The sequence below is a fragment of the Micromonospora sp. WMMC241 genome, assembly GCF_027460165.1.
Lineage (GTDB): Bacteria > Actinomycetota > Actinomycetes > Mycobacteriales > Micromonosporaceae > Micromonospora > Micromonospora humi.
On the sequence record NZ_JAPZBF010000001.1, the window covers coordinates 5,968,142 to 5,979,627 of the forward strand.

At 74.2% G+C, this 11,486-nt stretch carries 14 protein-coding genes; 6 read left to right on the plus strand and 8 right to left on the minus strand.

What is annotated here, in order from left to right; all coding sequences use genetic code 11:
* The first annotated feature begins 25 nt into the window (after positions 1-25).
* A complete protein-coding gene (locus tag O7598_RS26995) occupies positions 26-736 on the plus strand; it encodes a GAF and ANTAR domain-containing protein (protein WP_269694042.1) in 711 nt (236 codons plus the stop codon).
* A gap of 14 nt (positions 737-750) precedes the next feature.
* On the opposite strand, the gene O7598_RS27000 is transcribed toward O7598_RS26995, so the two are convergent.
* Both O7598_RS27000 and O7598_RS27005 read right to left on the minus strand, forming a co-directional pair.
* A complete protein-coding gene (locus O7598_RS27000) occupies positions 751-969 on the minus strand; it encodes a hypothetical protein (RefSeq protein WP_091062509.1) in 219 nt (72 codons plus the stop codon).
* Positions 970-1,036: 67 nt separating this feature from the next.
* Entirely contained in the window at positions 1,037-2,071 is a 1,035-nt protein-coding gene (locus O7598_RS27005; protein WP_269694043.1) for an extracellular catalytic domain type 2 short-chain-length polyhydroxyalkanoate depolymerase, read from the minus strand.
* A gap of 164 nt (positions 2,072-2,235) precedes the next feature.
* Here O7598_RS27005 and O7598_RS27010 point away from each other — a divergent pair, with 164 nt between their 5' ends.
* Positions 2,236-2,667 (plus strand): ATP-binding protein, encoded by a 432-nt coding sequence (locus O7598_RS27010; RefSeq protein ID WP_269694044.1) that lies wholly within the window; start codon positions 2,236-2,238, stop codon positions 2,665-2,667.
* Positions 2,668-2,670: 3 nt separating this feature from the next.
* On the opposite strand, the gene O7598_RS27015 is transcribed toward O7598_RS27010, so the two are convergent.
* From O7598_RS27015 to O7598_RS27035, 5 genes are all read right to left on the minus strand, one after another.
* On the minus strand, positions 2,671-3,648 hold the full coding sequence (locus O7598_RS27015) for an aldo/keto reductase (protein ID WP_269694045.1): 978 nt from the start codon (positions 3,646-3,648) through the stop codon (positions 2,671-2,673).
* A 45-nt stretch (positions 3,649-3,693) separates the two neighbouring features.
* Positions 3,694-4,185 (minus strand): DUF2231 domain-containing protein, encoded by a 492-nt coding sequence (locus O7598_RS27020; RefSeq protein WP_269694046.1) that lies wholly within the window; start codon positions 4,183-4,185, stop codon positions 3,694-3,696.
* Between the two features lie 85 nt (positions 4,186-4,270).
* Positions 4,271-5,461, minus strand: a complete 1,191-nt coding sequence (locus tag O7598_RS27025) for a sensor histidine kinase (RefSeq protein ID WP_269694047.1) — start codon at positions 5,459-5,461, stop codon at positions 4,271-4,273.
* 2 nt (positions 5,462-5,463) lie between these two features.
* Positions 5,464-6,126: a response regulator transcription factor gene (locus O7598_RS27030; RefSeq protein ID WP_269694048.1), complete on the minus strand. Its 663-nt coding sequence runs from the start codon at positions 6,124-6,126 to the stop codon at positions 5,464-5,466.
* A gap of 32 nt (positions 6,127-6,158) precedes the next feature.
* Complete coding sequence (locus O7598_RS27035) at positions 6,159-6,938, minus strand: DUF3152 domain-containing protein (RefSeq protein WP_269694049.1); 780 nt, start codon at positions 6,936-6,938, stop codon at positions 6,159-6,161.
* 219 nt (positions 6,939-7,157) lie between these two features.
* Between O7598_RS27035 and O7598_RS27040 the strand changes: the two genes are divergently transcribed.
* The 4 genes from O7598_RS27040 (at position 7,158) to O7598_RS27055 (ending at position 11,232) form a co-directional block, all read left to right on the plus strand.
* Entirely contained in the window at positions 7,158-8,348 is a 1,191-nt protein-coding gene (locus O7598_RS27040; protein ID WP_269694050.1) for a DUF2786 domain-containing protein, read from the plus strand.
* A 618-nt stretch (positions 8,349-8,966) separates the two neighbouring features.
* Positions 8,967-9,326: a YciI family protein gene (locus tag O7598_RS27045; RefSeq protein WP_269694992.1), complete on the plus strand. Its 360-nt coding sequence runs from the start codon at positions 8,967-8,969 to the stop codon at positions 9,324-9,326.
* Positions 9,323-10,567 carry an RNA polymerase sigma factor gene (locus tag O7598_RS27050; protein WP_269694051.1) on the plus strand — a complete coding sequence of 415 codons (1,245 nt, stop codon included), beginning with the start codon at positions 9,323-9,325 and terminating at the stop codon, positions 10,565-10,567. Before O7598_RS27045 ends, O7598_RS27050 begins: the two co-directional genes overlap by 4 nt.
* 29 nt (positions 10,568-10,596) lie before the next feature.
* On the plus strand, positions 10,597-11,232 hold the full coding sequence (locus O7598_RS27055) for a dihydrofolate reductase family protein (RefSeq protein WP_269694052.1): 636 nt from the start codon (positions 10,597-10,599) through the stop codon (positions 11,230-11,232).
* A gap of 60 nt (positions 11,233-11,292) precedes the next feature.
* On the opposite strand, the gene O7598_RS27060 is transcribed toward O7598_RS27055, so the two are convergent.
* Positions 11,293-11,466, minus strand: a complete 174-nt coding sequence (locus O7598_RS27060) for a CsbD family protein (protein ID WP_091416163.1) — start codon at positions 11,464-11,466, stop codon at positions 11,293-11,295.
* Positions 11,467-11,486 lie beyond the last annotated feature (20 nt).

The window sequence follows — 11,486 nt, forward strand, 5'->3', positions numbered from 1 at the left end:
GCTTCGCACAAGGACGTCACAGCTCATGCCGCAGGCCCACCCCGACCTCGCCGCAGCCCTGATCAGACTCGGACGCATCAAGTACGACGAGGTCGACCTCGACGTGGTGTTGTCGACCATCGCGCAGGTCGCCAAGGACACGATCCACGGCACCGCCGAGGTCTCGGTCACCCTGGTCCAGGGCGCCGAGGCGCACACCGCCGCCTACACCGGTGACCTGGCCCTGACCCTGGACGAGTGGCAGTACGAGCAGGGCCGCGGCCCGTGCCTGGACGCCGCGACCACCGGGGCCGCCATGCTGGTGCCGGACATGTCGGCGGAGAGCCGTTGGCCGGAGTGGGCGGTCCGGGCCGACGAGGCGGGCGCCGCCAGTTCCCTGTCGATCGGCCTGCCCATCCAGGAGGCGATGGTCGGCGCGCTGAACATCTACGGCGCGGCCCCGGGAGTCTTCAACGACCAGGTCGACCTCGCGCAGACCCTGGCCGGGTACGCCGCCATCGCGCTGGCCAACGTCCACCTCTACGAGAGCACCGCCACGCTGGCGCAGCAGATGCAGGAGGCGATGCAGAGCCGGGCGGTGATCGAGCAGGCCAAGGGCATCATCATGGGTCAGCGCCGCTGCTCGGCCGAGGAGGCGTTCGCCATCCTCGCCCGGGTGTCGCAGGACTCCAACCGGAAGCTGCGGGAGGTCGCCGAGTCACTCGTCGACCGCGCCGTGCACGGCGGTCGTGAGTGACCGCCGTTCCGGGTTCAGCGCGGCATCTCCCGCCAGCCGGTGCCGCTCGACCGCCAGGCGCCGGCGAGGATGCTCGCCGAGACGCGGCTCGGGCACTGCTGGATCTTCGACCGGCCGGCGGCGCCGCCGATCTGGGCCTGGACCTGCCACTGCTGTCCGTCGGTGCAGATGTAGACGTCGCGGCGCCCGCGAGGGATGTTGACGCCGTTCCACCAATGTTCCTCCACGACCATGAGATGACCGTACCGTAGGTGACCCGGTCCGGCCCAGAGCCGCAGGCCGGGCCGGACCTCAGCGGGCTCAGCCGTCGAGCCGGCGGACCATGTTCATGATGGTCTCGACCTGGGCCCCGCCCTTGATCGGGTAGTTCGTGAAGCCGAGGTAGCCCCACCAGTCCCAGCAGCCGTTCGGGTTCACCGCGGTGGCGGTCGCCTGCGGATAGAGCACGATCAGCCGGTTGGTGTCGGCGTACTGGTTGAGGTTGGCCCGGTCGACGAAGGCGGTGCCGACCTTCGCGTACCCCTGGGCGCAGCCGTGCAGGGCGACCAGCAGCCGGCAGGTGGTGCCGGCGGCGCAGGCGCTCGGCACGTACGCGAAGCCGTTGGCGTCCATGCTCAACCCGTTGGCCCAGCCGTTGACCGCGAAGCTGTCCTGGCTGAATCGGATCAGGCTGCCGCTGAGCGGGCCGGTGTTCGGCGCGGAGACCGAGCCGAGCAGGTGGCCGAGGAAGGCGCCCTGCGGGTCGGTGCCGCAGTCGGCGAGGTACGGCGAGGCGGTGGCGGTGCAGCCGACCGTGCCGTAGGGGGTGACCCAGGAGTGCCCGGCCGCGCTGCCGGAGTCGTAGCGGACCCGCGCGCCGAAGTCCTGGTAGTACCGGACCAGGTCGTCGCTGACCGATTTCTTCACGGTGGCGTCGCTGTTGCCGTGGTAGACGTACACCGGCTGACCGGAGAGGTTGCCGGTGCCGTCGATCCAGCCGTACCCGGCCCAGGTCCGGGTGTACGCCTCCAGGTTGCCCACGTACGTGGGGTAGATGTTGTCGCCGCAGCCGTAGAGCGCCTGCGGGATGGTGTTCTGCGCGCAGTAGTACGGCCCGGCCGCGAAGATCGCCGCGCCCCGGATCCGGGCCGAGTACGCGACCTGGAGCTGGGTGGCCATGTAGCCGCCGGAGGAGACCCCGGCGACGTAGACGGCGGAGACCGGGTACGCCCGCAGCGTGCCGGCGACCGGCGGTTTGGTGGACGGCGCGCCCGCGGCCCGGGCGGCGACCCCGCCGGGCAGGATCAGCAGGAGCGCGGCGGCGAGGGTGGTGACGGCTTTCCACGGTGTCTTCATGGTGTGCTCCCGTCGGAACGCCGGTGGGACGACCGGCGTGCCGGCACCGTAGCGTGACATTGACCACAGCAGATATCCGCGTGGTCGACACGTCCCCGGTCACCGGGGTGTGGCTCACCTACCCACCGGGCTTAACGGATCGCTACGGAGGGTAAAGACAGATCATGGGACAGTTGCGCACGTCGCCGCCGCCGCCGCAGGCCACCGAGCTGGAGCGGTGGGTGCTCGACACCCCTGAGGATCTCCGTGACGTGCGGGCCTCGTTGCGTGATGCGCTGAACCGGCACGGGCTCGTGCAGGGCGAGGACCTGGACGAGGTGCCGCACATGGTCCTGCTGGTCGCCACCGAGCTGTCCAGCAACGCGCTGCGGCACGGCCGGCCGCCCACCATCGTCACGCTGCTGGCCACCGACGACTGTTTCCTGCTCGACGTGGCCGACCACGACGTCAGCTCGGTGCCGGAGCTGACCGACATCAGCCCGATGGACTCGGGCGGACGCGGGCTGTTCCTGGCCCAGTCGATCTCGTTGGACGTCGGCTGGTACGCCACCGAGACCACCAAGCACATCTGGGCCTCGTTCCCGCGAAAGGGGTAGCGCTCAGAAACCGGACACCGGGTGCGGAACGTACGGGGCCTCCAGCTCTGCCACCTCCGCGTCGGTCAGCTCCAACTCCAGCGCGGCGACCGCGTCGGTCAGGTGGTGCGGCTTCGTCGCGCCGACGATCGGCGCGGTCACCGCCGGGTGGCGCGCCACCCACGCCAGCGCCACCTGCGCGCGCGGCACGCCCCGCTGCGCGGCCACCCGGCCCACCGCGTCGACCACGGCCCGGTCGTGCTCCTCGGTCCGCGCGTAGAGCTTGCGGCCGAACTCGTCGGTGTCCGTGCGCGCGGTCCGCTCCCCCGGGCCCCGGGTGAGCAGGCCCCGGGCCAGCGGGCTCCACGGGATCACCGCGACGCCCTCGTCGAGGCAGAGCGGCAGCATCTCCCGCTCCTCCTCGCGGTAGAGCAGGTTGTAGTGGTTCTGCATGGAGACGAACCGGGTCCAGCCGTGCCGCTCGGCGGCCCGGAGCGCCTTGGCGAACTGCCACGCGTACATCGACGAGGCGCCGAGGTAGCGGACCTTGCCGGCCCGGACCAGGTCGTGCAGCGCCTCAACCGTCTCCTCGATCGGGGTGGCCGGGTCGAGACGGTGGATCTGGTAGAGGTCGACGTAGTCGGTGCCGAGCCGGCGCAGGCTCGCGTCGATCTCACTCATGATGTGCTTCCGGGACAGCCCGCCCCGGTTCGGTCCGGAACCCATCCGGCCGTGCACCTTGGTCGCGATCACCACGTCCTCGCGGTCGGCGAAGTCCTTCAGCGCCCGGCCGACGATCTCCTCGCTGGTGCCGTCGGAGTAGACGTTGGCGGTGTCGAAGAAGTTCACCCCCAGCTCCAGCGCCTGCTTGATGAAGGGGCGGGCGGCGTCCTCCGGCAGCGACCACTGATGTGTGCCCCGCCCCGGCTCGCCGTAGCTCATGCAACCCAGGCAGAGCCGGGACACCTGAAGGCCGGTGGAGCCGAACGTCACGTAGTCCATCCGTCCATCACACCACCGGCCGGGGACGGCCGCAGTCCCGGCGGATCAGTCGCCGTGCTCCGCGGTGGCCGCCGGGACGTCACCCCAGACCGCCTTCGCGCCCGAGTCGCCCACCCGGTAGACCTGCACCAGGTTCGCCGCGGCCACCACCACCGCGAGCACGGCCACCACCACGCCCAGCGCGCCGGACCCGGCCCTCGGCCCGTCACCGGCCGGCCGGTCCGCCCGGCGGTGCAGCCAGACCAGCGCGACCGCGGCGACCAGCAGCGGCAACGCGAACCAGATCAACTGGTCACCCAGCTCGGCGTGCCGCCCCGGGTCGCCGACCCGGTGCTCCAGGTTCTCCCCGCTCTCGGTGGCCAGCGGGATCGCGGCAGTGGCCAGCGCGGCGACCAGCACCACGAGCCAGCCGAAGCGTCCCCGCCAGACTGGTCGGACGGCCAGCGCGACCACGCCGAGCGCGGCCAGCGGCAGCAGCACCACCACGGCGTGCACCACCAGCGGGTGCAACGGCAGTCCGTTCACGGAGTCGGGCACGGTGATCTCCTCGGCGGTCGGGGTCCGATCCGGCCCCCACAGTGCCCGGCGTTTCTTGCGAAGTTCTTAACTCCCGAGCGCCCGCTCAGGCGGGCGGCAGCGACACGGTGAAGGTGGCGCCGCGCCCCGGCGCGCCGCTCACCTCGACGGCGCCCCGGTGCGCCCGCGCCACGTGCTGGACCAGGGCGAGGCCGAGACCGAACCGCCGGCCCGCACCGGCCGTGCCGTGCGCGAACCGCGCGAACAGCCGGTCCGCCTCCGCCGGGTCCAGACCGACCCCGTCGTCGGCGACCTCCGCGACGACCCGCCCGTCGCGGCGGGCCACGGTGACGGTGACGTGACCGCCCGCCGGCACGTGGCCGACGGCGTTGTCCACGAGCGCGGTCAGCGCCCGGCGCAGGGCCGGCCGGGCGCCCCGGACCGGCGCCGGAGCGCCGGTCACCCACCGCAGCTCCACCTGCCGTTCCGAGGCGTACGCGGACATGCTCTCCACCACCTCGCGGGCCACCTCGGCCAGGTCCACCTCGGTGTCCGGCAGCGGCTGGTGCTCGGCGGCGGCCGACACCAGCAGGTCCTCGACCACCTCGCCGAGCGCCCGGGTGTCCGCCACGAGCTGGTCGAGCTGCCCGGCCAGCCGGTCCGCCGGCTGGTCCCGGGCGCGCCGGGCCAGCAGTTGCGCCCGGGTGTGCAGCACGGTCAGCGGGGCCCGCAGCTCGTGCGAGGCGTCCGCCACGAACCGGCGCTGCATGCCCAGCGCGGCGGCCAGCGGGGCGACCGCCCGCCGGGCCAGCAGCGTGGCCGTGACCAGCGCGCCGGCCAGCCCGGCCAGCTCGGCGGCCAGCAACGCGAGACCGAGCTGCCCCTGCCGCCGACGCAGCGGGGCCAGGTCGGCGGCGACCGCCCAGCCGGTGCCGTCCGGCCGGCGCTCCACCGCCACCCGGACCGGCCGGTCGTCGCCGGCCGTCGCGTCGCGGCGGCCGGGCGCACCGCGTACCGCCTGGTCGAGCACCCGGGTCAGCTCCGGCGACGCGCCCGGGGTCACCTCGACGGCCGGGTCGCCGGGGCGCTGCCGGGCCAGGAACTGCCCGGGCGGCGGGTCGTCCACGTCCTCGGCGGCGGCCAGCACCCGGCTCAGCTCGCCGTCCAGCGCCCGCGACTCCTGGCGGCTGGTCAACACGTACATCAGGGCGCCGACCAGCAGCAGGACCAGCCCGATGGCGCCGGCGGTGTGGGCCACGCTGCGTCGGCGGGCACGGGCGAGCCGAGCCTCGTCCACGCTCAGCCGCCCCCGAGCCGGTAGCCCAGCCCGTGCACCGTGCGGACGGCGTCCCGGCCCAGCTTGCGGCGCAGGTGGTGGACGCAGGCGTCGACCGTGCCCGGCGCGTCGGCCCGGTCGAACGCCGCGCTGAGCAGCTCCGCCCGGGTGAAGACCTTGCGGGGCCGGCCGGCGAGGGCGTGCAGCACGGCGAACTCGCGGGCGGAGAGCGGGATCTCCTCGGCGCCGTCGACCACCCGGCGGTTGCCCACGTCGAGCCGGCGACGGCCCAGCGGCAACCAGCCCGCGCCGTCGGGGTGCCGGCGGCGCAACGCCCGGAGCCGGGCCGTCAGCTCCACCACCTCGAACGGCTTGACGAGATAGTCCTCCGCCCCGGCGTCCAGGCCGGCCACCCGGTCCTGCACCGCGCCCCGGGCAGTCAGCAGCAGCACCGGGCAGGTGACGCCGTTCGCCCGCAGCCGGGCGACCAGTTCCAGGCCGTCCAGCGCCGGCAGCCCCCGGTCGACCACCATCACCTGGTAGTCCCGGGTCAACGCGCGGTGCAGGCCGAGGTGCCCGTCGCCGGCCACCTCGACCTCGTACCCCTCGTCGGCGAGCAGGTCGGCGAGGAGACCGGACAGGGCCCGGTCGTCCTCGACCAGCAGCAGGCGGGGGCGGTTCTCCACCGGCCCAGTATCTATCCGCCGGCCCCGGTGCCTCAGTGATCCCCGGCCGGGATCGGGTCGTCGTACTGGCCGGACGGGCCGGCCAGCGGCTCGCCGCCGACCAGCGGCCAGGCGTTGGGCGTGCAGCCGTGCAGGCCGAGCGTCTGCTGCACCATCACCGGGGCCGGACCGCCGGCCCGGGGGCAGCGCTCGTGGCCGTGGCCGAGCCGGTGGCCCACCTCGTGGTTGAGCAGGTACTGCCGGTAGAGGTCGAGGTCGGGCACGTGCGGCACCCCGTACACCCAGCGGGCCACGTTGATCACGACCCGGTCGCCGTTACGGCAGGACGTGTAGCGGTCGCTCGGGTCGCCGCACAGCTCGCCGCGGGTCACCGGCGTGGTCAGCAGCACGGTGAAGTCGGCCGGCTCCTCTCGGCCCACCCGCTGCAGCCGCCACCGGCCGTCGCCGGTCCAGCCCCGCCGGTCGGCGAGCGTCGCCGCGACCTCCCGGGCGAAGCGTTCCACATCCACGTTGCGGATGCCGTCCTCCACGGCGACCCGGTACCGCAGCAGCTCACCGGAGCGCCCGGCCACCGCGCCGACGGTGTCGGCGGTCCGGAAACCGCCGCCACCCCGGGCCGGGTAGCTGATGCCGGGCGGCACCCGACCGGCCACCGGGACCGGTGAGGGCGCGGCCTTCGCCGGTGCGGCGGTCGCTGCCGACGGACGGGCGTCGGGCACCGCCGCCGGCACGGTCCGCTCCACCCCGACCGAGGCCAGCAGGTCCGGGTGCCGGCTCACGGCGTACCCACCGCCGGCCGTGAGGCCGGTCACGACGAGGACCGCGACCAGCGCGCGGACGCCGGCCCGCGACCTCCGTCGCCGCCGATGAACGCCCCGGTCCGGCCCGCCCACGTCGCTCTCCGTCCGTCGCACCGCCCCTGCTCCGCAGGAGAGTACGGACGCCGGCGCCGGTCGGTTGAACCGGCGGGCCGGGTACCGTCGGTGACGGGGTGGACGACCTGCCGCCTGTCGGACTCCAGGGAGCCACCCGTGTCATCAGCCGAGCCGCTGCTCGACGCCGCCCTCGTGGCGGCGCGCGGCACCGACGTACGCGCCGCCGAGCGCGCCCTCGACGCTCTGGTGGTGGGCGACGGCGCGGCGGTGGACGCGGCGCTGCTCACCCGCCTGTGCCGCACGCTGGGCCGGCTCTGGCCGCGCGGCTGGCAACCGGTCGACCTGGACCGGCTCGCCACGCGCCGGCTCACCGCGCGCGGTGCCCGGCTGCTGCGCGACGCGTCGGCCGCCCAGCGGCGCGCGCTGCCCGACCCGGTTCCGGCCTGGTTCGACGAGCAGCTCGCCGACCTGGGCGCCCGCTGGGACACCGACGCCGGTTGGCTGGACCGCCGCGCCGACGGCGACCGGATCACGGCGCTGCGCGACGCGGTGGACGCGCTCGTCCTGATCGAAGGGTTGCCCCCGATCGCGCTGCTCCGCCCGCCGCCGGGGGCCGCCGCCGTCCCGCTCGCCGCCGTACCGGCCACCGGCTCCCGGATGCTCGACCGGGTACGCGCGCTGCTGGCCAAGGCCGAGTCGACGGCCTACCCGGCCGAGGCGGAGGCGTTCACCGCGAAGGCGCAGGAGCTGATGGCCCGGCACAGCATCGACGCGGCGCTGCTCGACGCGACCGCGGAGCGCCCCGACCGACCGGGCGGGATGCGCCTGGGCACCGACGCCCCGTACGCGGCGGCGAAGGCGCTGCTGATCCAGGAGGTGGCGGCCGCGAACCGGTGCGAGTCGGTGTGGTCCGACGACCTGGGCTTCGCCACCGTGCTCGGTTTCCCGGCCGACCTGGTCGCGGTGGAACTGCTGCACACGTCGCTGCTGGTGCAGGCCACCGCCGCGATGCTGCGCGGCCGGGCCGGGCGCGGCAAGGGCGGCGGGCGACGCACCAAGGGCTACGACGAGTCGTTCCTCAACGCGTTCGCGCTGCGCATCGGCGAGCGGCTGCGGGCGGCCAGCACGGCGGCGGCCGAGGAACACGCCGACGACCGGCTGCTGCCGGTGCTCGCGACCCGCTCGGACGCCGTCCGAGAACGCGCCGAGCAGCTCTTCCCGGGCACCACCCGGCACCGCCTCCAGGTCCGCGACTCCGACGGCTGGACGTCCGGCACCACCGCCGCCGACCGGGCCTCCCTCGACGCCAACCACCCCGCACCCCGCCCCCTGCGCGGAGCCCGCTGAACTCGGTCCGCCTCGCCCTGCGTTGATCATGAAGTTAGCCGGCGACAAAGCGGACATCACATACCGTCAACTTCATGATCGTCGCGGTGCGGGGTGTGGGCTCGTGTCCGGCCCGCGCGCCCTGATCACCCGGCGTGACAGCGGCGTCCGGATCGGAGATGACCCCTCGGCGCCTTTGCTCTGCAGCCATCCGCGCAGCGGTTACGGAACGCGACCAAACCGGGCCGTCGCCGGCATCGGTGTCCTGCCGGCACCCCAGGTCGACCGCGTGATGCGGATATGGCTGCAGAGCAAAGGCACCTCGATGCGCCAGCCGCTCCCGAGCAATGGCGTCACTCTCCGCACACACCCGAACCGATCGCGCTGCGTAACCGACCGCTGGGCGCCGTGTGTTCGCTTGTCCTGACCAGGGCAGGGCTGGGAGCATCATCTCCGCTGAAGTCCAGGAGCCGATCACGCGCCGTCGGCGCCGAATCTACGACCAGCAGGGTCCGGGCGTCTTGGTGACCGAGCCCGAACAAGAACGGCTCGCCGTGTCGGATCGGGCCGGGCGGCTCCGACCCGTCTGCGAGGCGCCACCGACGGTGGCCCCGACCCGAGGAGTGGACCGTGAAGTACATGCTGCTGATCTGGAACCGGCCCGGCTTCGCCGACGAGCTGACCGAGGCGGAGCGCAACGCGATCTTCGGTGAGGTCGACGTCATCATGAAGGAGCTGACCGAGTCCGGCGAGCTGGTCGGCGGGGAGGCGTTGGCCGACCCGTCGCAGACCCGCACGGTCCGGCCGGCCGGCGGCGGCACGGAGATCACCGACGGGCCGTTCGTGGAGAGCAAGGAGCAGTTCGCCGGCTACCTGACGGTCGACTGCGACACCCCGGAGCGGGCCGCCGAGATCGCCGCGCGCTGGCCGGACGTGCGGCACGGCTTCGGCGTGCTGGAGGTGCGTGCGGTGATGGAGCAGGCCGGGACGGAGATGTGACCTCCCGGGCGGTCGAGGACCTGCTGCGTACGCTCGCACCGCAGGTCCTCGGCGTGCTCGTGCGCCGACACGGTCAGTTCTACGCCTGCGAGGACGCGGTCCAGGAGGCGCTGCTGGCCGCCGCCACCCAGTGGCCGGCGCAGGGCGTGCCGGACCGTCCGCGCGCCTGGCTGGTCACCGTGGCGACCCGCCGGCTCACCGACGAGTGGCGCAGCGAGCACGCCCGCCGGGAGCGCGAGGTCGCGGTGGCGGTCCGGCAGCCGGCGTACGCGGCGGTCGCCCCGGCCGCCGACGAGGAGCCGCCGAGCGCTGACGACACGCTGAAGCTGCTGTTCCTCTGCTGTCATCCGGCGCTGCCGGTCAGCGCCCAGGTGGTGCTCACGCTGCGCGCGGTGGGCGGGTTGGCCACCGCCGAGATCGCCCGGGCGTACCTGGTGCCGGAGGCCACCATGAGCCAGCGGATCCGCCGGGCCAAGCAGCGGATCGAGGCGGCCGGGGCGCGTTTCACGCTGCCCTCGTCGGCGGACCGGGACGAGCGACTGGGCGCGGTGCTGCGGGTGCTCTACCTGGTCTTCAACGAGGGCTACACCGCGTCGAGCGGGGACGAGCTGCACCGGGTGGAGCTGACCGGGGAGGCGATCCGGCTGGCCCGGGAGCTGCGCCGGCTGCTGCCGACCGACGGCGAGGTGGCCGGGCTGCTGGCGTTGATGCTGCTGACCGACGCGCACCGGGCGGCCCGGACCGGCCCGGCCGGGGAGCTGGTGCCGCTGGCCGAGCAGGACCGCACCCGCTGGGACCGGGTCGCGGTGGCGGAGGGGATCGCGCTGGTGACCGAGGCGTTGACCTGGTCGGCGCCGGGCCCGTACCAGGTGCAGGCCGCGATCGCGGCGGTGCACGCGGAGGCGCCGACGGCCGCGACCACCGACTGGCCGCAGATCGTCGCGCTCTACCGGGTACTGGCCCGGATCGCGCCCAACCCGATGGTCACGCTCAACCAGGCCGTCGCGGTGGCCATGGTGGACGGCCCCCGGGCCGGCCTGGCGCTGCTCGCGCCGCTCGGCGACGACGACCGGACCGCCGGGCACCACCGGCTGGCCGCCGTCCGAGCGCACCTGCTCGAACTCGCCGGCGACCGGGCGGACGCCCGGGCCGCCTACCTGGCCGCCGCGCGCGCCACCACCAGCCTGCCGGAGCGGCGTTACCTGGAGGTACGCGCCGCGCGCCTGGCGGCCGACCGATGAGATCCGCCACCGGAGGTGGTCCACCAGCCATGGGAGACGTCTTCAGTCAACTGTCGGTGTCGCTGGACGGCTACGTGGCCGCGCCGGGTCAGAGCGTCCAGGATCCGCTCGGCCGGGGCGGCCTGCGGCTGCACGAGTGGGCCTTCGCCACCGAGAGTTGGCGCACGCAGCACGGTCTCGCCGACGGGGAGCGCAACGTCGACGCCGAGGTGATCGAGGAGATGACCGCGGGCGTCGGGGCGTACGTGATGGGCCGCCGCATGTTCGGCGGCGGCGAGGGGCCGTGGGATCTCACCTGGACCGGGTGGTGGGGCGAGGACCCGCCGTTCCACGCCCCGGTGTTCGTGCTGACCCACCATGCCCGCGAGCCGCTGTCGATGGCGGGCGGCACGGAGTTCCACTTCGTCACCGACGGCCCGGCGGCGGCGCTGGCGCGCGCCCGGGCAGCGGCCGGCGACCGTGACGTCTGTGTGGCCGGTGGCGGCAGCACGGCGCGTCAGTGTCTGGCCGCCGGGCTGCTCGACTCGCTCTGGCTGCACGTGGTGCCGATCGTGCTGGGCGGCGGCACGCCGCTGTTCGACGGACCGCTGGACGCCGCCCTGGCGCCGGAAAAGGTGGTGGCGGCACCCGGCGTCACCCACATCCGCTATCGGGTACGCCACTGACCACACGACGCACGCCGGGCCGGCCCGAAGGCCGGCCCGGTGGGTTGTGCAAGTCGTACGTCAGCTCTTGAAGGCGTCCTTGATCTTCTCGCCGGCCTGCTTGAGCTTGGCGCCGGCCTGGTCGTTGCGGCCCTCGGCCTCGAGGCGCTCGTTGTCGGTCGCCCGGCCGATGCCCTCCTTGACCTTGCCCGCGGTGTCCTGGGACGTGTTGTCGATCTTGTCGTCGAGACCCATGGGAACCTCCAGCTCAGCGG

Coding starts and splice junctions, on each gene's coding strand:
- O7598_RS27045 (WP_269694992.1), top strand. CDS start 8,967: ATGCTGCTGATCTGGAACCGGCCCGGCTTCGCCGACGAGCTGACCGAG.
- O7598_RS27010 (WP_269694044.1), top strand. CDS start 2,236: ATGGGACAGTTGCGCACGTCGCCGCCGCCGCCGCAGGCCACCGAGCTG.
- O7598_RS27005 (WP_269694043.1), bottom strand. CDS start 2,071: ATGAAGACACCGTGGAAAGCCGTCACCACCCTCGCCGCCGCGCTCCTG.
- O7598_RS27055 (WP_269694052.1), top strand. CDS start 10,597: ATGGGAGACGTCTTCAGTCAACTGTCGGTGTCGCTGGACGGCTACGTG.
- O7598_RS26995 (WP_269694042.1), top strand. CDS start 26: ATGCCGCAGGCCCACCCCGACCTCGCCGCAGCCCTGATCAGACTCGGA.
- O7598_RS27015 (WP_269694045.1), bottom strand. CDS start 3,648: ATGGACTACGTGACGTTCGGCTCCACCGGCCTTCAGGTGTCCCGGCTC.
- O7598_RS27000 (WP_091062509.1), bottom strand. CDS start 969: ATGGTCGTGGAGGAACATTGGTGGAACGGCGTCAACATCCCTCGCGGG.
- O7598_RS27060 (WP_091416163.1), bottom strand. CDS start 11,466: ATGGGTCTCGACGACAAGATCGACAACACGTCCCAGGACACCGCGGGC.